Source organism: Pseudomonas sp. 22082 (assembly GCF_052046055.1).
Taxonomy (GTDB): Bacteria; Pseudomonadota; Gammaproteobacteria; order Pseudomonadales; family Pseudomonadaceae; genus Aquipseudomonas; species Aquipseudomonas pharyngis.
The window spans coordinates 162,511-182,864 of record NZ_JBQEQB010000004.1 but is presented as its reverse complement, the minus strand read 5'-3'; the positions used below and the strand labels follow the sequence as shown (position 1 = coordinate 182,864).

The 20,354-nt window shown below is 60.5% G+C and carries 14 protein-coding genes; 6 read left to right on the top strand and 8 right to left on the bottom strand.

Annotated features, from left to right (window positions below; translation table 11 throughout):
* Positions 1-89: 89 nt before the first annotated feature.
* Positions 90-800 (bottom strand): TraX family protein, encoded by a 711-nt coding sequence (locus tag ACTJK9_RS06750; RefSeq protein WP_085612978.1) that lies wholly within the window; start codon positions 798-800, stop codon positions 90-92.
* Positions 801-927: 127 nt separating this feature from the next.
* Here ACTJK9_RS06750 and ACTJK9_RS06745 point away from each other — a divergent pair, with 127 nt between their 5' ends.
* From ACTJK9_RS06745 to ACTJK9_RS06725, 5 genes are all read left to right on the top strand, one after another.
* The gene (locus tag ACTJK9_RS06745) at positions 928-1,968 is read left to right on the top strand and encodes a threonine aldolase family protein (RefSeq protein WP_039768015.1); all 1,041 of its coding nucleotides are present in this window, start codon (positions 928-930) and stop codon (positions 1,966-1,968) included.
* A gap of 136 nt (positions 1,969-2,104) precedes the next feature.
* Positions 2,105-2,929 carry an SDR family oxidoreductase gene (locus ACTJK9_RS06740; protein ID WP_221398233.1) on the top strand — a complete coding sequence of 275 codons (825 nt, stop codon included), beginning with the start codon at positions 2,105-2,107 and terminating at the stop codon, positions 2,927-2,929.
* Positions 2,930-3,019: 90 nt separating this feature from the next.
* Positions 3,020-3,505: an Hcp family type VI secretion system effector gene (locus ACTJK9_RS06735; RefSeq protein WP_108563425.1), complete on the top strand. Its 486-nt coding sequence runs from the start codon at positions 3,020-3,022 to the stop codon at positions 3,503-3,505.
* Between the two features lie 26 nt (positions 3,506-3,531).
* The gene (locus tag ACTJK9_RS06730; RefSeq protein ID WP_440813014.1) at positions 3,532-4,962 is read left to right on the top strand and encodes a hypothetical protein; all 1,431 of its coding nucleotides are present in this window, start codon (positions 3,532-3,534) and stop codon (positions 4,960-4,962) included.
* A complete protein-coding gene (locus ACTJK9_RS06725; RefSeq protein WP_085612981.1) occupies positions 4,959-5,723 on the top strand; it encodes a hypothetical protein in 765 nt (254 codons plus the stop codon). The genes ACTJK9_RS06730 and ACTJK9_RS06725 overlap by 4 nt, the downstream gene beginning before the upstream one ends.
* 57 nt (positions 5,724-5,780) lie before the next feature.
* Here ACTJK9_RS06725 and gbcB read toward each other — a convergent pair whose 3' ends face one another.
* Positions 5,781-6,881, bottom strand: coding sequence for a glycine-betaine demethylase subunit GbcB (gbcB, locus tag ACTJK9_RS06720; protein ID WP_085612982.1), 1,101 nt, complete (start codon positions 6,879-6,881; stop codon positions 5,781-5,783).
* Positions 6,882-7,162: 281 nt separating this feature from the next.
* Here gbcB and gbcA point away from each other — a divergent pair, with 281 nt between their 5' ends.
* Positions 7,163-8,455 (top strand): glycine-betaine demethylase subunit GbcA, encoded by a 1,293-nt coding sequence (gene gbcA, locus ACTJK9_RS06715; RefSeq protein WP_221398235.1) that lies wholly within the window; start codon positions 7,163-7,165, stop codon positions 8,453-8,455.
* Positions 8,456-8,505: 50 nt separating this feature from the next.
* On the opposite strand, the gene ACTJK9_RS06710 is transcribed toward gbcA, so the two are convergent.
* From ACTJK9_RS06710 to dgcB, 6 genes are all read right to left on the bottom strand, one after another.
* The gene (locus ACTJK9_RS06710) at positions 8,506-9,750 is read right to left on the bottom strand and encodes a metallophosphoesterase family protein (protein ID WP_440813010.1); all 1,245 of its coding nucleotides are present in this window, start codon (positions 9,748-9,750) and stop codon (positions 8,506-8,508) included.
* Positions 9,751-9,775: 25 nt separating this feature from the next.
* A complete protein-coding gene (locus tag ACTJK9_RS06705; protein ID WP_440813007.1) occupies positions 9,776-11,644 on the bottom strand; it encodes a hypothetical protein in 1,869 nt (622 codons plus the stop codon).
* Between the two features lie 163 nt (positions 11,645-11,807).
* Entirely contained in the window at positions 11,808-15,260 is a 3,453-nt protein-coding gene (locus tag ACTJK9_RS06700) for a GMC family oxidoreductase N-terminal domain-containing protein (RefSeq protein WP_440813005.1), read from the bottom strand.
* A 994-nt stretch (positions 15,261-16,254) separates the two neighbouring features.
* Entirely contained in the window at positions 16,255-17,025 is a 771-nt protein-coding gene (gene etfB / locus ACTJK9_RS06695; protein ID WP_221398239.1) for an electron transfer flavoprotein subunit beta, read from the bottom strand.
* A 9-nt stretch (positions 17,026-17,034) separates the two neighbouring features.
* Positions 17,035-18,255, bottom strand: coding sequence for an electron transfer flavoprotein subunit alpha (etfA, locus tag ACTJK9_RS06690; RefSeq protein ID WP_007959785.1), 1,221 nt, complete (start codon positions 18,253-18,255; stop codon positions 17,035-17,037).
* Complete coding sequence (gene dgcB / locus ACTJK9_RS06685) at positions 18,255-20,204, bottom strand: dimethylglycine demethylation protein DgcB (RefSeq protein WP_440813002.1); 1,950 nt, start codon at positions 20,202-20,204, stop codon at positions 18,255-18,257. The genes etfA and dgcB overlap by 1 nt, the downstream gene beginning before the upstream one ends.
* Positions 20,205-20,354: the final 150 nt, after the last annotated feature.

The following is a 20,354-nucleotide window of genomic DNA, read 5'->3' as shown; positions in this document are numbered from 1 at the left end:
TTGATGCGATGGTATGGCCGGCGCAGGGAGGTCAAATGCCTACGGACGCCACGCAAAGGTGCGTTTACGACATGGCGGCGGCGACGGACTCAAACAAGCAGCTGGCGCAAGGCCAGAAGAACCATGAAATGCGCGGGATAGAGCGCATACGCCCAGCGCCGCATGGGTGGCGCGTGGAGGCAAGTGGCGTGTCGCAACAGGAACATTCCGAGCAGTGGCGCGATCAGGCAGGTCGCAATCCCGAGGATGGCGACGAAGTTGCCGAACTGCGCGGATTCGTAGAGCACCCGCCATTGATTAGCGGCCAGACACAGCAGGCCCGGCAACAGGCTGAAAAACCAGGGTTTGCGAAACACCAGCAACATCGCCAGCGGCAGCAGGACACCGAACAAACCGAACATCAGTCGCTCCGGGAACAGCGCGGCCACCAGCAAAGCACTGACGCCCAGCAGTCGCGAAATCAGCGCTCGATCCTGCCAGCCCCGCGCCACCAGCAGGCCCAGCGCCAGCGTCGGCATCACGTTCAACGTGTCGGGCTCTGGAATGTACAAACGGTAGGGAATCTCGCTGAGCAGACTGAACAGCAACAACCAGCCCAGATAACGCCATTCGGTCTTGCGCGCGCCGTCCCGTGCCAGGTTCGCCGCCATCGCCAGACAGAACCACGGGAAGGCCAGCCGTCCCGGCCCATACAGCCAATCGGCGCTGATCCCGACATATCGCAGGTGATCGAGCAGCATGCTCAGCAACGCCAGCCACTTGAGCAGATCGAGTGCGCCGTCACGCTGGCTCAGGTGCATAATCGGCTCGCATCCCTGTAATGTTCTGACAGCGACATCCCGTGTGCTCCCCGGATGATCTTCGGTAAAGTGCGCACCATCATTGACCAACGGAGCGCCACAAGCGCGCCGACCACGGAAGCCGGCCATGACCGACAAGAGCCAACAATTCGCCAGCGACAACTATTCCGGTATCTGCCCTGAAGCCTGGGCTGCCATGGAACAGGCCAACCACGGCCACCAGCGCGCCTATGGCGACGATGAATGGACAGCCCGCGCCTCGGATGATTTCCGCAAGCTGTTCGAGACCGACTGCGAAGTGTTCTTCGCCTTCAACGGCACCGCCGCCAACTCGCTGGCGCTGTCATCGCTGTGCCAGAGTTACCACAGCGTGATCTGCTCGGAAACCGCCCACGTCGAAACCGACGAATGCGGCGCACCGGAATTCTTCTCGAACGGCTCGAAATTGCTGATCGCCGGTACTGAAAACGGCAAGATTACCCCGGCCTCGATCCGCGAAGTCGCCCTCAAGCGCCAGGACATCCACTACCCGAAACCGCGCGTCGTGACCCTGACCCAGGCCACCGAAGTCGGCAGCGTCTACACCCCGGAAGAAGTCCGCGCCATCAGCGACACCTGCAAGGAGCTGGGCCTGAACCTGCACATGGACGGCGCGCGTTTCTCCAACGCCTGCGCCTTCCTCGGCTGCTCGCCGGCAGACCTGACCTGGAAGGCCGGCGTCGACGTGCTGTGCTTCGGCGGCACGAAAAACGGCATGGCGGTGGGTGAGGCAATCCTGTTCTTCAACCACAAACTGGCCGAAGACTTCGACTACCGCTGCAAACAGGCCGGGCAACTGGCCTCGAAAATGCGCTTCCTGTCGGCGCCGTGGGTCGGCATCCTGGAAAACGACGCCTGGCTCAAATACGCCCGCCACGCCAACCACTGCGCGCAACTGCTGGCCGAACTGGTCAGCGACATCCCGGGCGTGGAACTGATGTTCCCGGTCCAGGCCAACGGCGTGTTCCTGCAGCTCTCGGAACCGGCGATTGCCGCCCTGACCGCCAGGAACTGGCGCTTCTACACCTTCATCGGCAAGGGCGGCGCCCGCTTCATGTGCTCGTGGGACACCGAAGAAGAACGCGTACGCGAACTGGCGCGCGACATCCGCGAAGTCATGTCGGCCTGATTTATCCCTTCCTCCCCCTTCTCCTGATCGTTCCCACGCTCTGCGTGGGAACGATCAGGCTCCCTCCCGTTTCAGCTCCATCGTCTACATTGTCTGTCGAGCCATCGCTCACATAACAATAAGCAGGAGCTTGCGCATGTCGCTAAAAGGCAAAACCTTGTTCATCACCGGCGCCAGCCGTGGCATCGGGCGTGAGATTGCGCTGCGGGCAGCAAAGGACGGGGCCAATATCGTGATCGCGGCCAAGAGCGCCGAGCCGCACGCCAAGTTGCCCGGCACCATCCATAGCGTCGCCGCGGAAGTCGAAGCGGCCGGCGGCAAGGCACTGGCGCTGCAACTGGATGTGCGTGATGAAGACGCAGTGCGACAAGCGCTGGCCCAGGCCAACGAACACTTCGGCGGAATCGACGCACTGGTGAACAACGCCGGGGCGATCAAGTTGACCGGTGTGCAGCACATCGAACTCAAGCGTTTCGACCTGATGCATCAGATCAACACCCGCGCGGTGTTGCTGTGCAGCCAGGCCGCCCTGCCCTATCTGAAAAAATCCTCCGGACACATTCTCAACCTGTCACCGCCGCTGAATCTGGCCAGCAAATGGTTCGCGCAATACAGCCCTTACACCGTGACCAAGTACGGCATGAGCATGCTGACGGTGGGCATGAGCGAGGAATTCGCCAACTACGGGATCAGTGTGAATTCGCTGTGGCCGCAGACCATGATCGCCACGGCGGCCATCGAATTTCAGCTGGGCAATCGCGAGTCGTTCAAGCATGCGCGCACGCCAGCGATCATGGCGGATGCGGCGCATGTGATTTTGAGCAGCAGCGGGCGGCGGATTACCGGGCGGTTGTTGATTGATGAGGAGATTTTGCGGGAGAGCGGCGTGACCGAGTTCGATCATTACCGCTTTGAGCCGGGGAGTGATGCGAAGTTGATGACAGACCTGTTTATCGACTGAGCATTTTCAGAAACGACCTACGCCAGGGCCTACATAAACCAAACAGGCCTCGCCATAGACTGCCGACTCCATTTTCGAGGAGCGCAGACTATGGCGAACCCTGCCTACATGACCATCACCGGCAAGACCCAAGGCCTTATTTCAGCCGGATGTTCGACGCCGGAATCGGTCGGCAACAAATACCAGACGGCCCATACCGATGAAATCATGGTGTTCGCCCTGAGCCATGAAATGCGCCGCGACGCCAATCTGGGAAAACCCGTCCACCGGCCGGTCATCATCACCAAAGCGGTCGACAAATCTTCCCCATTGCTGGCTCAGGCGCATTCGAACAGCGAAGAACTGGACTGCACGATCAGCCTCTACCGCACTTCGCCCCAAGGGCAGCAGGAAAAATTCTATTCGATCACCCTCGACGGGGCGGTTCTCGCTGAACTGTCGCAGGATGTGCCGCACGTGATTCTGCAAAATGATGCCCAGCCTCAAGAACAACTGGCCATTCGTTACCGCGGCATCAGTTGGGTACACCACATTGCAGGCACCACTGGCTATACCTCGTGGGGCGAAGCGGGTTGAGTTCACGGCAGCATGATCTGTGCGATGTGCAGGACGCCGCCGGCAACCTGCTTGGACAGGCACTGACCATCGGAAACCGTCATCTGGCATTTGGCATTGCACGTGTGCAATTCCATCAACAAGTCGCGTACTTCGCCAAGCAAATTACCGAGGAGGTAGCGGACGGACGCCTCACGCCGCAGCAAGGGATCAATGCGCTTGCGCAGGAACAACGAAACCTGTTGATCCAGTCCCGAGCCCTGCAGCAGAACAGACACGGCACGCTCACCGGCGCGGCCAGGACACCACGCTTGTCGATGCTTCCACATGCCGCAGAAAACCCCGATCCGCAACGTTTACTGCGGGCCGTTCGCCAGCAGAATCTGAGAGTGAAGCGCCTGAACTCAGCCCCGCTCTCATCTGTGCATCCAGTCAACGACTTGCGATTCTTCCCCCGCGAACACTGGCCCCAGGAATTGCCGGCACCGGAGGAGCCCGGGTTCTACATCGTGCCCAAAAGCCTGCCCGCCGAGAAACTGCAGGCGCAACTGTTTCCGTCGCCCAATCCGAATGTCATCGCCAAATTCAAAAGCCTCAATCAGCTGGACGACGTGGTGAAAGCCGGAACGCTGATTGTCCTGAGCGACCCGAACAATCAGCAATGCACCTATGAAGAATCATTGCTGATGGAAACCGCGCACATCGTCAGCACGGCGCTGGAGCCGCTGACGCTGGAAGAAGCTGATTTCATGGCGCAACACCACGGCGTTATTCAGAGTGCACTTTCAGTTGAATCGAAAGTGATAGGCGTCACCACGGCCATGGCGGCCAATTATCTGGATGGAATAAAAAACGCGCCTCAAGAAATCGAAAACTTGCATACCAAAACCCTCAACGCGAATGGCAGCCTGAACTCAAAAGCGTTTAAAAAACAACGTACACAGCTGCTTAACAAGCTGGATAGCCGACTCACCGACTTCACCAAAATAACTATTGGCCTGCCTGATCACCCGAACCTCAAAGCAGCCCTCGGCATTGATCATCCGCACCTGGTGCATCGATGGAGAAAGGCTGGCGGCATCGGCCAGAACCCGGGATATGCCACTCATATTCAAGCCGTCACCAAGGCATCGCGATATGTCAAATATGGAGGTTGGATTGGCACCGCTGTGGGAGGTAGCGCATCGGCAGTGAAGGTTCAGGATGTTTGCTCAAATGGCAGCATTGAAGCGTGTGAAAAGGTGAAGTTCACGGAGACCGGTAGCTTTTTGGGTGGAGTGGGTGGCGGAATGGTTGCCGGCGCGCTCGTGAGCTTAACGGCCTCAACGATCTGCGTAGGAGTTGGTCTCCCGACTGGCGGGCTCGGTACTGCCCTTTGTGCTGCTCTATTGGCAGGAGTCGGAAATTACGCGGGCGGGACTTTGGGCGAAAAAGGCGGCGAGCAGGTCGCGGAGAAAGTATACGAGGCTGCTAAATGATTCTTTGCATTACAGAGAAAATATTGTTGTTGATCGGCATTGTAGATTTCATCGGTATATTTACGCTGATAGGCGTGATGTTGTATGTCGCCAAAACAAAAACCGAAACCATATTAAGCCACCTAACAAACAGTTCAATTTCGAGCAAAATAACAATGCTTTGGCACGGAGGACCTTGGGGCAGAATTTACATGATGGGAGAAGTGTTCGCCATCATGAGAAGTCCTGCGATTTATATTCATACCGGAAAGCTTTGCGCGAAAGACTTTGAAAACTTCCCACGAAAACTTAGAAAAAAATTAATTACCTTATACAGACTCGTATTCATTTTTTACGCAATCATGATATGCCTGGGGTTAGTCGCATACATAGAAGATATGCAAGACATCGCAATAAACCCAATAGTAATTATGACAATAGTGAGCTTCACAGGTCTGTTATTAGTAAATGGAATTTTGCTTTATGTCGCCAAAAGAAGACTAGAAATAATCCTTACCAGCCTTAAACACAGCTCGATCACCTCGTCTCTGTTCATGCTATGGCAAGCGGGCTTGGGGGGGCGAATTTATATGTTGGGAGAGATTTCTGGCATCCTAAAAAACCCTTCACGGTATATTTCCCAAGGCAAAGTAAGCGCAAGAGACGTTAAGAATTTCCCACCGAAACTCAAACGCGACTTGCTTAAACTGAATAAATGCCAGCAAATATTTGGCTTTACGTTCGTGGGCTTTGCCTTGCTCGCCATGTCCGGACTGATTTGAAATCGCATTTTCCAGGCGATTTCCTCAAAGAGGAGATCGCCCTAAGTGCAAACCTACTCAAAACTCGATACGAACATCCCCCTTCGGCACACTGCAGCAAGAAAGAATGTACCCCTCCGCCTCGTCGTCCTCGGTGATCCCGCCGTTGTGATCCATCTCCACCTCGCCGCCCAGTTTGAGCACCTTGCACGTCCCGCAGATCCCCATGCCGCAGGCTTTCGGGATCATCAGGCCGACCTTCGCAGCCGCCGCATGCACGGTCTCGCCCGGCGCAACGCGGATGCTCTTGTCCGAAGAGGTGAATTCCACCAGGTGCAGATCCGCCGCCGGCACTTCCGGTGCTTCCGCCGCCTGCTCGGCCTGCTCCACCGCATCGGCACGGGCTTCCGGCGGCGTGGCGCCGAAGGATTCCTCGTGATAGCGCTTCATGTCATAGCCGGCGTTTTCCAGCAGGCGCTTGACCGCCGTCATGTACGGCGTCGGGCCGCAGCAGAAGACTTCGCGCTCGAGGAAGTCCGGCACCATCAGTTCCAGCATCTTGTGGTTGAGGTAGCCGCGATAGCCGGCCCACGGCTCGCCCAGCCCATGCTTTTCGCAGATCAGGTGCAGGCTGAAGTTGTCGATCCGCGACGCCATGTGTTCCAGCTCGCGGTGGTAAATGATGTCTTTCGGCGAGCGGGCGCTGTGGATAAACGTCATGTCGACGTTGCCGTTGGTGTCGTAGAACCAGCGCGCCATCGACATCACTGGAGTGATACCGACGCCACCGCTCAGGTACAGCACTTTCGGGCTCGGGAAATCGATGGCGTTGAACAGCCCGACCGGCCCGTGTACCGCCAGCTCCTGGCCTTCATGCAGCGTGTCGTGCAGCCAGTTGGAGACCTTGCCCCCCGGCACGCGTTTGATGGTCACCGAAAAGCTGTACGGCACCGATGGCGAGCTGGAGATGGTGTACGAACGCATGATCGGCTGGCCTTCGATCTCCAGCTCCAGGGTCACGAACTGTCCGGGCTTGAAGAAGAACAGGATCGGCTGGTCGGCCATGAAGCAGAAGGTGCGCACATCCCAGGTTTCCTGGATGACTTTGACGCAACGGACGATGTGTCGGCCATTGGCCCAGGTCTGGGTGGTGACCGGATTCAGGAAGCTGTTCGACATGCTGTTCTCCACGGCCGACTGTCGGCCTTCATGTGGCGATTCTGCGTATAGCGCGAACGCCCCGTTTACCTATCCGCGACATTCACATACTTATCGCGACCAGCCCCCAACCACCGGGGGTTGCGCGTCGGGAACAGATTGCACCATGTCGCCCATGGATAAGGTTCACGCCTGCGCCGGCCCCACACTCGCCCTCAACACAAACAGATTCTTTACACCTTGCGCTGCAACCCTGATCAGCCACTTTCGCGGCCACGCAGATGGCCTTGAGGAATTCATCGATGGACACCGCAAAAATCAGCCTGGGCGACCCGCTGGAACCCGCACGCAAGGCCACCGCACAAATGCTGCAGGAACGCGAGCGCACCTATTCGCTGCCGCAGCCGTTCTACAGTGACGAGCGCCTGTTCGATATCGACATGCAGGAGATCTTCCAGAAGGAGTGGCTGATCGCCGGCATGACCTGCGAAATCCCGGCCAAGGGCAACTACATCACCCTGCAGATCGGCAAGAACCCGATCATCGTCATTCGCGGCGCCGATGGCGTGGTGCACGCGTTCCACAACGTCTGCCGCCACCGTGGCTCGCGCCTGTGCACCAGCGACAAGGGCAAGGTCGCCAAACTGGTCTGCCACTACCACCAGTGGACGTATGAGCTGGACGGTCGCCTGCTGTTCGCCGGCACCGAAATGGGTGCCGATTTCGACATGAAGCAATACGGCCTCAAACCGGTGAACGTGAAGACTGCCGGCGGCTACATCTTCATCAGCCTGGCGGAGAACCCGCCGGCCATCGATGACTTCCTGTCGACGCTGAACCACTACATGGAACCGTATGACATGGAAAACACCAAGGTGGCGGTGCAAACCACCTTGATGGAAAAGGCCAACTGGAAACTGGTGCTGGAAAACAACCGCGAGTGCTACCACTGCAACGGCTCCCACCCTGAACTGCTGAAAACCCTGCTGGAATGGGACGACGTCACCGACCCGCGCGCCGATCAGGCGTTCAAGGATCACGTCGCCGCCTCCGCCGCTGCCTGGGAAGCCGAGAAAATCCCTTACGCCCACGCCAGTTTCGGCCTGCGCAACCGCATCGTGCGCATGCCGCTGCTCAAGGGCACCGTATCGATGACCATGGACGGCAAACAGGGCTGCGCCAAGCTGATGGGCCGGATCAAGAACCCCGATCTGGGCTCGATGCGCATCCTGCACCTGCCGCACTCGTGGAACCACTGCATGGGCGACCACATCATCGTGTTCACCGTGTGGCCGATCAGCGCCCAGGAAACCATGGTCACCACCAAGTGGCTGGTGCACAAGGATGCGGTCGAAGGCGTGGATTACGACGTCGAACGCATGCGCCAGGTGTGGGATGCGACCAACGATCAGGACCGTCGCCTGGCCGAAGAGAACCAGCGCGGGATCAACTCCACCGCCTACCAGCCGGGCCCGTACTCCAAGACCTATGAGTTCGGCGTGGTCAACTTCGTCGATTGGTACAGCGAGCGGATGCTGAGCAACCTCGGCGCCGAGCCTGCGCCGTATCTCAAGGGGGTTCCGGTTCAGGGTTGATTCGCGTCATTGATCGTTCCCGCGCCCTGCGCGGGAACGATCAGAACGGATCACGTCGATGACCACCTCACCGATCCATCCTCCCCGATAAACTCCTCGAAAATCTCCTCCCCCACCAACCTGATCTTCGCGTACCCATTCAACACCCGCAGCGGATAGTCCGGATCGTTGGCATCCTGCGTCTCCGAAAACAGCACCCGCGAATGCCCGTTCAGCTCGCTGGTGGTGCCGTAGGGAATCGCTCCATGCCCGGCACAGCGCGCGTGCAGCCCACCCTGCGGCGCATAGACGATGCCATTGTGCAGATGCCCCCAGTACCAATAATCCGGCTCGCGCCCCAGTGCATCGCACACCGGTTGATACAGCGCGGTCTTGTTGTGCCCGGTGATGTCCAAGCCCTGATGGTGGCTGAGCACCATGAGTTTCTTGCGTTTGGGCAGGCTTTTCATCCACTCGATCTGCGGTTTGTTGAGTGTGCCGTCCATGTACAGGTTCATGACATCCGAGGCGTACGCGGTGTCCAGCCCGACAATCAGCCAGTCATCGTTGATCAGGGCAAAGTAGCTGGTGCCCTGCTGCCCCGGAAAACGCGCGGCCAGTTCCTTGAAATAACCATGGGCGCCGCTGTACATCTCGTGATTGGAGTTGAGGGTGAACGAACCGTGGGTGCCCATCGGCCACCCGGCCATGTCGGTGTCCTCCTGGGAGTGGGTGCCGGCGTAATAGACATCCCCCAGGTGAATGGTGAAATCGGCATTGGCCAGTTGCATCTGGTTGGCCACCGACACCGCCGGCGCATGGCTGTTGAACGGCCCGGTGCCCCAGTCGCCGGCAATCGCCAGCGTCACTTCGCGATCCATTGTCACCATTGCCGGATCGGTGCCGAAGGTCGCGTGATGGCGAAGGTTCTCGATCCACTTCAGCAGCGCCTCGCTCCACAGCAGATCCAGCAGCTCCCATTTGCGGCAGCCCAGCAGCGTGCCGTCCTTGAGCACCTTGGTCTGCAGTTGATCGGGCGATTGCGGCAACGGCGTCGCATTGCCGATGCGCAGGATCGACAGGCCGTGGGACAACTCCCACGGCACCGCCGGTTCGTCGTCCGGCAGCTCGCCGTGCTTGAGCACGTATTGCGCCTGATCGTGACCGCGCTGGAGCAACTTGATGATGGCTTGAAACTCCTGCGGCTCCAGCTCGCTGATGAGCTTCATCCAGGCCATTTCGATGCGCGTGAACAACCCGTGCAGGCGCAGCTTGACCTTGTCGTATTCGTGTTTCAGATGACCGACCGCTGACATGGCGTAATCCTCTATCCGTAGGGGTTCACAGGGTTTTCATGAATTCGATCAGCGCACGCTTGTCGTCGTCCGACAGCGTCGTGCCGTACAGGTGACCGCTGTTGTGGTTGCCCTCCAGGCGCGTGTCGTAGGTGAAATCCGCCGAGGCTTTGGCCTGGGCGCCACTGGTCACGAAGCCGACGTTGACCGGGTCGTAGACATCGGAGCCGGTGATGAACACCTGCGGACGTTTTTCCGGCGGTTGCAGCAAGTCCCACAGGGTCGGCACCGAACCGTTGTGCAGGTACGGCGCGCGCAGCCAGATGCCGTCGGTGGGCGTGTTGCTGTAGCTCTGGGTCTTGCGATAGGCGCCGAAATCGAACGGCGGTTTCTTGAAGGTGTGGAACGCGGCCACCAGCCCGGTGGTGAACGAGTTCAGCCGGTGCGGATCGGTGCCGAGCTGGTCGATGTTGGTGGTCACCTGCCCGGTGTCGACGCGACCGAAATCGTGACAACCCGCGCAGTTAGCCTCCCACACCGGTTTGCCCTGAGCGACCCTGGCCTGATCCAATGCCCACGGCCACGCCGGCGCCTTGTGCCCGAGCAGCCAGTTGGTCACCCGGTTGAAACTCGGCGGCAGCACCGATTCTGGCGTCGCGCCCACGGCCATCGCAGCGGCGTAGTTGCGCTCGTGGATCTTGTTGTTATTGCCGTCCCAGTGCAGGTACATCGATTCCCGGGGTTTCTGGTTCCACACTTGCGGCAGGTCGACGGTGCCGATGGTCGAGTCATCCGGGAAACCGAACACCACCATTTTCGTCGGGTTGAAGGTGTCGGTTCTCCCCGGTCCCTGTTGCGGGCGCAGCTTCTGCCAGGCGTAGGCCTGCTTCTGTTTGAGCAACGCGCTCTTGGCCATCGGGATGATCAGGTAGCGGTTGTAGAGCTTCTCGAAAAAGCCGAGCTGGAACTTGCTGTTGATCGCCGCCATCACCGCGTCGGTGGTGAATTTCGGATCGCTGGCGCAATCGTAGGCGAACCACTGGAAGGCTTGCAGTTGCAGGGTGTTGGCCGGTGCGCTCGGCACATTCACCGCGACGTCGCTGGCATTCGCCCGGTAGGAACCGGTGTGGCACAGCGCGCAGTTCGGCTCGACGGTCGGGTAGCCGATCTGCCGCTTGGCCATGCCGATCGGCAGGTCCTTGCCGTTCTCGAACAGGAAACCGAAGACTTCCCAGCCACCGGGTTTCGGCAGTTTTTCCGGGCACATCTGCGGCAGCACCGAGAACAGGTAATACGGGATTCGCGCTTCGATGCCCAAGCCAATCGCGGCGTATTTGTAGTGGTCTTCGTCAGAGGCGTAATCCTGCTCTGGCACCACGCGCAGCATCTGATACCAGGTCTGGTAACCGATGAACGCCAGCAGCGCCACAACAACCAACGTGCCGACCTTGAACCCGTGGCTCTGCCAGTGCCGCGCCCACGCCGCCCGCCATTCGCGCCAGCCGTCACAGAGCAGCGCCAAGGGTCGGTTTTCAGGGGTGGTGCCGAGGTACAGCAGGATGCCGAGGATCAGGAAAAAGCTCAGGTCGCCCATCAGCATCGGCACGAACACCGAACCCTGGCTGCTGGTGTTGATCAGGTAGATCCAGAACGCCACGGCGATCAGCCGCGTCAGCACGCACAGCCAGGAATGCACCACGTAGTGCGGCGCGTTGAAGCCCGACGGTATGTAGAACACGCTGATACCCACCAGCAGCATCCCGGCGTTTTCCAGCCACGGGTCGGAGAGTTGCGGCGGCAGGCCGACCACCGATGTCAGCAACCCCGGCGCGAACAGCGCCGGGATCGCGAACACCATGTTCATCGCAATGCTGAGCCAGATGAAGCGTTGAAACCAGCGGATGTAGCTGTCCATGTCATCCTTTTCCTTGTGCAAACCCGAGAGATGTATTGCCTGACCTACCGCCTTCGCGAGCAAGCCCGCTCCCACATTGGACTGGGGTGTCTGCTGATTTTGTGTCTGGCACAAAACCCTGTGGGAGCGAGCCTGCTCGCGATTGCAGTCGACTCGGTTCAAGTCAACCGAGGGCTGTTTTCTCCAGGTGTTCAAGGATGATCGGATACACATCGACCACCGCGTTCTTGCCGAACATGCAATCGATGTGGCCGTAACCCGGTACCACATGCCGGCTGTAGCGTTCCGGCCCGTGCTTCTCGCAAACCCGCTGGTAGGTCTTGAGCGTGCTTTCCGGCAGATAACACTGGTTATCGGCGCCGCTGATGAAGCAGATCGGCATGGTCAGCCGATCAAAGTGCGGCATGTACACGTCGTGCCCTTTGAAATCCACCAGATGCCCTTTGCGCACGATCAGCGCCAGGTGCTCGAAGGTCTCGATGTTCGACTCGCCGAACAGCTCGTGCAGGTTGTCGTGCAGCGTTTCATTGAGGGTGTCGTGGCGATACAGCGAGGCGTACATGAAGGTGATGCGGTGGCACACCGGATTGGTGCAATAGCCCTGGGCTTCGATTCGCGCGTAGCCGTTGAGCGCCTTGTCGTAGAGCCGGTTGAACCAGTTCTCCTTGCTGTCGGCGTAGGCGGTCATGGATTTGATGCCGATCGCGTCGAGCATTCCCGGCAAGTGCAGACCGGCCTTCAACCCCGTTGCGGTCGCGACCACCGTGTCGGCGGCAATCTGCGAGCAGACCACCGAACGCACGCCCTGCAAGCCGGCGAGCAATGACATGAAGAACGTGGTCGCGCCATAGCAATGCACCACGCACTGCACGTCCTTGGCTTTGGTTTCCTGCTGGATCTGCGCGATGGCGGCCTTGAAGTCGTACTGGGCGATCTGGTCGCCGTTCCATTCTTTCTTGCTTGCCGGCAGCAGGATGCTCACCCGGAAATCCAGCAGCCACACGTCGTAGTCGTGCTTGCACAGAAACTCGAGCAGGTTGGTCTGGATCGTATCGGTGGAAAAGATATTCGAGCCCACCCCCAGACCATGTACCAGCATCACCGGGCCTTTGCTGCCGGCCTGATAACGGGTCAGACGCAACTGCACGCCATCTTCGGTGGAGAAGAAATGCACGGCCGGCGTCGGCGCATCCAGTGGCCGTTTCAGCCGTGGCGGCGCGTCGGGGTTGAAGTATTTGTCACCGGCGAACACTCCGCCGTAACTCTCCCAGAGAATCCCGGCGAAGAACTTGCCGAACCGCGCCAGCCCTTCGATGCGCTCACGCTCGTTGCGCGCATTGAGGACTTTCATGGTGGTCATCTGCTTGGCGAAATCGGTCGGTTTGATGTGCATCACTCCGGAGCCGATCACCTCGCCGGTCTTGTCCGGCCCGCGATACAGCGTGACGTAGAGGGTGCTGGTGTCATGCCAGATATTCAGCACGCCGTTGTCTTCCGGCACGGTCTTGAAGGCGCTGAAGAAGTAGTCGTTGCCGTCCTCGGCGGTCAGTTTCATGTCGTACTTCATGTGGCGCGTATCGACCTGCTGCTCGAACTGCTCGAACAGGTTGAACACACCGTTGCTGGCGGTCAGCGGTTCCGGCGACAGCGCCGGGGCAATCACCGTGCCGACGATGGTCGCGGCGTGCTCCGGCTCCTTGATCATCCGGTTGAGGTCGTTGGCGGTGATGGTCAGGGTGAAGTCGATCGGCGAGTTGTCCGCCTCGCCGCGTTTGGCAGCCGCCTCGTAAACCTTCAGGTCGGTGCTTTGCGCGGCGGTGAAGGCGCGGGAGAAGTAGCCTTTCATGGTTTCAGTGAACTGCACGCCAAGGGTCGGCGGCGCGGTCTGTTTGCGCGGCGCCGACGGCAGCGTGTAGTCGATCGTCCAGCCTCGGTCTGCCGCCAGCAGGCCCATGTTGCGCTCGCTCACGGCGGAGATGGTCAGCAGCGGATTGACCGCCAGTGACGTCGGGATCACCGCGCCGTCGGTCACGTACAGGTTGGCGTAGACATCGGAGCCACTGGCACCGCTGAACACCTGGCCCTTGTGGTTGACCACGCCTTGCGCGGCGTCTTCACCCATCACGCAACCGCCCAGCGGATGCACCGAGACGATGCTGTGCTTGAGCAGCTTGGTCCAGATCGGATTCTCGACCCAGATCCCGCCCAGGGCCTTGGTGCTCTGGTACAGGCGTTGGTTGCCGATCTTGAAGTTTTCCTGCTCGCCGACGCCCGGCCAGTCGATGCGCAGTTGATCCTTGCTGTCGAGAACCATGCGTCCCTGGCCGCTGTCGTGGCTCATGATCAGGTAGGTCTGCATGTTGTGCAGCGCGCCGTGGTACGGGCCGCGCAGGAAGCTTTCGGCTTCGCGCTCCTTGTACTTCACCTTGCCACTGAAGCTGTCGTCGGTGGGCTTGCCGATCATCTCGGCGAACCCGGCCATCGCCGGCACCATCGGCCGGCCTAGAGCGCCGGGGATCGAGCCTTCCTCGATGACCATGCGACTGCTGCGGTCACCCTCGGTGCGCATGTCGATGATCGAGGTGATGCATGGGCCGACCGGTTGCAGTTCCTTGGCCGAATGCGCGCCGAAACCGATGCCGTTGATGGTCTGCTCGCAGTTGTGGCCGAAGCCGAGGATGTCGCCGTTGCCGCTCATGTTCTCGCCGAGCTGGCCGGACATCACCAGACCTTTGTCCCGTGAGCGCAGCAGAATTTCGGTAGAGCCGAGGGTGCCGGCGGAGACCACGACGATGTCGGCTTTCACAAACAGCGTCGGCGCGTCGAATTTCTCGCGACCGCTGTCCAGATACTGGAAGTGCACGATCCAGCCATTGCCGTCGCGCTCCAGATGCCGCACCTGGGCCTGGCAGAAAATCTCTGCGCCGTGGTTAGTGGCGTCCGGCAGGTAGTTCATCAGCGTGGTGTTCTTGGCCTTGTTGTTACAGCCCGAAACGCAGTCGCCACAGTGGTTGCACGGCAGTTGCTCGACGCCGACGTGGTTGAGGTTGTTCGGCAGTTTGTCGAAGGTCACGTTGATCGGCGGCTTGTAGAAGTGCGCGCCTTGCTTGAGGAAATCTGCGGATTTTTTGTTCGCATCGAGCTTCGGCAGGTTCGGCGCGGTGCTCGGGTAGGGATTGGGTTTGAGCATCTCCCGGGCTTTTTCGTAACCCGCCTTGAGCAAGCCGTCGTGGTCCTCGCGCACAGCCAATGGCCAACGCGGATCCTGGAATACCTCATCGGTCGGCTCGAGGGAAACGTTGGCATTGATCAGCGACGTGCCACCGAGGCCACAACCGACCACCACGTTCTGCTGCGCGTTGACGTGCAGATCGAACAGCCCGGTGCGCGAGCCGATGTGGCCGTCCGGGTCGTGCACCTGCAATTCTTCGGTCGCGGCGATCATGGTGTTGGGGTATTCGCCGGGCTGGATCTCCCGACCGCGTTCCAGCAGACAGACCCTTTTACCGGCCCGGGACAGGCGCGACGCGGCAATGCCGCCGCCGTACCCGGAGCCGATGACGATCACGTCGTAGTGTTCCTTGATTTCGCTGATGGGCGTTGCGATCCGTGTCATGAGGTGGTTCCTCTCTCAGGCAGATGGGGCAACTCTGCGGTTGCCTGCAATCGATGGGCGAACGGGCACCTGGCCTTCGGGTAATCCCGACGGCAGTACAGCGGTTTGGGCAGGAATCAGGCGCTACAGACGGGCGTGCTGATTGGCGGCACGACGCAACGTGCGCTTGCGCGGCGAAGGTGCCGGCAGAGCACGAAGCATGCAGGGATTGAGGGGTAAGCGGTGGGGCCGGGTATCCATCACGCGTTCTCCCTGAACCAGATGTGGATAAGTGACAGCTGTCCTTGTGCCATTGCAGTGAAGACAGGCACCGGATCGAAGTCAAGGAAGCCTCTTAGAACTGTATGAAATCTGATCAATCGCCTTTTGGACTAAGCCCGCCGGGGGTTGCAGGGTTTGGCGAACAAGTTATCCACATAGCCACCCACAGCTATTGGGGACAACTGTGAATGACCTGGAAAAATAATCGAGGTTTTGTGAAGAAAAACCGTGACTTATCCAGAAGCAGGGTTTCCATAAGCGATTGAGTGTTTTTTGATCAAGTCGCTACATGGCACGGATTACGTGGCTTGCAGAGGATGGCGAACACCTTATCCACAGAAGCGCCAACAGAGTTCGGGGGTAACTTGGCGGGTGCTGTGGAAAAGCGCTGGAGGCGTTGATAAATCGGGGTTTGCGTTGGGTTTGGTGGATTAAAAGGGTGGATTGATCGTTTTTTGATCAGGTCGTTGTAAGCCACGGTTTATAGGGCTCTCAGCGGATAGCGAACATCTTATCCACAGAAGCGCCAACAGAGATTGGGGGCAAGTCCGGGAGTTGTTCTGGAGAAAAACTCAGAAAAAACCGCTAGTTAGACTGGTTGTTTTTTGATCTGGGGGCTGGAGAGCTTGATTGGCGTGGGGTGCAGGGAGGGGCGAACACGTTATCCACAGATCCGCCAACAGGGATTGTGGGTAAAGCGCCCTCTCCCAAAGGGAGAGGGTCAGCAAAGGTCTCAGCGGACAACACCTTCTTCGATCAGCAGTTTGAGAATGGCTTCAGCACCGGCCTGCGCCGTCACGCCTTTCAGGACTTGCCCACCACCGCCACTGGCCTTGGCCGTCGCCGCCTTCATCCGGTCCGCCCCGCTCTTGGCCTTGATCACCTTCAACCGTTTCGGCCGGGGCTTGGCCGGTTGCAGGGTCGCCACCGCGAGCAGTTCGTCATCCACCACTTCCACGTCTTTCGCCTGAAGAACCCCACGCCGCGCCGGACCGTAAGCACTCTGCCGAGGCTTGGGCGCAGCGTTATCCACAGTCGCCAGAAACGGCAGCCGCACCTTCAACCGGCGCCGCTGCCCACGGGGCAACGCTTGCAGCACCAGCGCTGAACCGTCGTTGATCGACTCGACCTGCGCCAGACCCACCACCAATGGCCAACCCAGCCCTTCGGCCAGCAGGAACGGCAGCATCCCCGAACCTTCTCCGGTTTCCGCCTGACTGCCGGTCAGTACGACTTGCGCGCCAGCATCACGCAGATACTCGGTCAATGCCGGCAACGCATCGGCGCCGGCCGGTTGTTCCAGCACGTGCAACTGTTCCAGTCCCATGCCCAGATAGGCGCGCAGCGCCGGTTCCGCGATGTCGCCGGCGTGCAGCACTTGCAGGTTATCCCCCGCCAGTTGCAGGCCGAGCTCCACCGCACGGGCGTCCTGGTCGGCGCGGCGCGGGCGGCCGGAAGTCGGGTGGGCGCCGATTGAAACCAGACTGATGATCTTTGTGCTCATAACCGTTCCTTAAGCCGCATCGCGCTTGGCTTCGTTGCGGTAAGCCTCTACCGCCGCGATCAAGGCCTGAAGAATTTCCGCGCTTTCGCCGATCACCGACAGGTCGGCACGCTTGATCATGTCGCAACCCGGATCGAGGTTGATCGCCACCACTTTGTCGCAGGCACCGATGCCCTGCAGGTGCTGGATCGCCCCGGAAATCCCCACGGCCACGTAAACCCGCGCGGTGACCCAGGTGCCGGACGCGCCGACCTGACGGTCGCGGGCCATGAAGCCGTCGTCCACTGCCACCCGCGAGGCGCCTTCGGTGGCGCCGAGAGCGGCGGCGGTCCTGTGGAAAAGCTCCCAGTCCTTGACCCCGTTGCCGCCGGAGAAGATGAACTCGGCCTCGGCCATCGGAATAGCTGCCGGATCCACCGCCACCGCGCCCAGATCCTCGATCCGCGACAAGCTGCGCGCGACGGGTGTGGATAACTCCACCGGCAGCGCTTCGTGACGGGTTTCGCTGACCGGTTCGGCACATTCGGCGGACGCCAGAATCAACCGCGCCACCGGGCGGGCCAGATCCTGCAACCCGGCACCGGCGCGGCCGATGCACTCCTGATCCTTGACCTGCCACACCCGTGTCGCCGGGCGTTCACCCAGTGCAGCGGCAAAGCGCCGCCCGAGTTCGCCGCCACCGCTGCGGCTGTCCGGCAGCAGCCAGTGACGCGGGTTGAACTGGTTATCCACAGCCCGCAGGCCCTGGATCCGTTGCTCCGGTGCATAACCGCTGAATTCTTCGCCTTCCAGCACCAGCAAGCGGTCAACGCCTGCGGTGGCGAAAGCGTTCTCCTTGTGCTCGCCGAACACCACGGCCAGCACCGCGCCGTCGCTGCCGGCCAGCTGATGAGCCAGACCGAGCAGGTCACGGTCGTGGCTGCTCAAGCGGCCGCCGACCATGTCCGGCACCACGCTGATATAGAACGCCGGGGCCGGCACCTGATGCAGCGGCAATTGCACTTCGACCGCGGCCGAGCGTTTGACCGCCCCGCCCTGTTGAGCGCCGCTGCGGTCGATGCGCTTGATGCCGTTCGGTCCGATAAAGCCGATGCCGTGCAGGTTCTTGCGGATGATCCCGTTGGGGCCCATCCAGCTGTGTTGCGCCGGTTGCATGGCCGCGTGCAGCGGGTGCAGGCGGTTGCGTGCGATCCATTCGGCGCGGGGGTCGCGGCGGATAATGTCGCTCATCAGTGGGCCTCCGCGGGTTCACGTTTGGCCGGGGTGGCAGGCTTGTTCGGCGCGGCGTCTTCGAGCAGCGCGTCGGCCACCAGTTCGGCGATGTCCTTGATCAGCGGACGCGGTTCGACCACGCCTTCGAGCATCGCCGTGCACTGTGGACAACCCACGGCCACCAGCTCGGCGCCGGTCTCGCGAATGTCTTCCATGCGCATGTCGGGGATCCGCTGCTTGCCCGGAATGTCAGTGATCGGCGCCCCGCCACCGCCGCCGCAGCAGCGCGAACGGAAGCCGGAACGTTGCATTTCCTTGATCTCGATGCCGAGGGCGCGCAGCACTTCGCGCGGCGCTTCGTACTCGTCGTTGTAGCGTCCGAGGTAGCACGGATCGTGATAGGTCACGCTGTTGCCTTTGTGCTGACCGAGGTTCAGCGCGCCGGCCTGAATGATTTCCGCCAGATAAGTGCTGTGGTGCTGGACAAGGTAGTTGCCATCGAACGCGCCGTACTCGTTTTTCAACACGTGGAAGCTGTGCGGATCGCAGGTGACGATGCGGTTGAAGCTGTATTTGGCCAGGGTCTGGATATTGCGTTTGGCGAGCAACTGGAAAGTCGCTTCATCACCCAGACGTCGAGCCACGTCGCCGCTGTCGCGTTCCTCCAGACCGAGCACCGCGAAGTCGACCTTGGCCGCTTTCAGCACTTTGACGAACGCCCGCAGAGTGCGCTGGTTGCGCATGTCGAAGGCACCGTCGCCAACCCAGAACAGCACGTCGGTGGACTTCTTCTCGCTGAGCAGGTTGAGGTTCAGGTCCGCCGCCCAGTTCATCCGTCCGCCCGGGGCGAAACCGCCGGGGTTGTCGGTGGCAATCAGGTTTTCCAGGACTTCGGCGCCCTTGTTCGGGGTCGCGCCTTTTTCCAGAGTCAGGTGGCGGCGCATGTCGACGATGGCATCGACGTGCTCGATCATCATCGGGCATTCCTCGACGCAGGCGCGGCAGGTGGTGCACGACCACAAGGTTTCGGCGTCGACCAGACCGTTGACGATCGGTTGATGTGGATTGCCGCCGTGTTCGCCCACCGGTTTGCCCGGATACGGGCTGCCGGCGAACTTGGCATCGGTGCCGCCGGCGAGGCCGACGACCATGTCCTGAATCAGCTTTTTCGGGTTCAACGGCTGGCCGGCGGCGAATGCCGGGCACGCCGCTTCGCACTTGCCGCACTGCACGCAGGCGTCGAAACCGAGCAACTGGTTCCAGGTGAAATCCTTGGGTTTTTCCACGCCCAGCGGCGCGGTCGGATCATTCAGGTCCAGCGGTTTCAAACCGGTGGAACGGCCGCCACCAAAACGTTCGGCGCGGCGGTGCCAGGCCAGGTGCAACGCACCGGCGAAGGCGTGTTTCATCGGGCCGCCCCAGGTCATGCCGAAGAACAGCTCGGACACGCCCCACAGCACACCGATGCCGAGAATCGCTGCCAGCACCCAGCCACCGAAGTTCTCCGGCAGGATCCCGGCCACGGGCAAGGTCACCAGGAAAAACGACGCCGAGAACGCCAGCAGGCTTTTCGGCAGGCGCATCCACGGGCCTTTCGACAGCCGCGCCGGCGGGTTGAGCCGGCGCCGATAAACGAAGACCGCCCCGACGAACATCACCGCCGTCATCAGCAGCAACGCGTAGCCGAGAATGCGGTTATGCAGGCCGAAACCGTGCACCAGAATCGCCAGCACGATCGACGCCACCGCACCGCCCGCCGTGGCGACGTGGGTGTTGGCGATGTATTTGTCCCGCGCCACCACGTGGTGCAGATCGACCATGTAACGCTTGGGCATGGCGAACAGGCCGCCGATCAGATCGACCTTCGAGGCCCGGCCCCGGCGCCACATGGCCACCCGCCGCAACGCCCCCAGCACCGCGAGGGCCAGGGCTGCGAACAACAGGATTGGAAGAAGGGTGTTCAACATGGTGAAGCTCCCACCAGTACAGCCTGGAGAAACACGTGACGATCGTTCCCACGCTCTGCGTGGGAATGCCTCAATGGACGCTCTGCGTCCGCTTTGGGACGCGGAGCGTCCCGGGCTGCATTCCCACGCAGAGCGTGGGAACGATCAGTC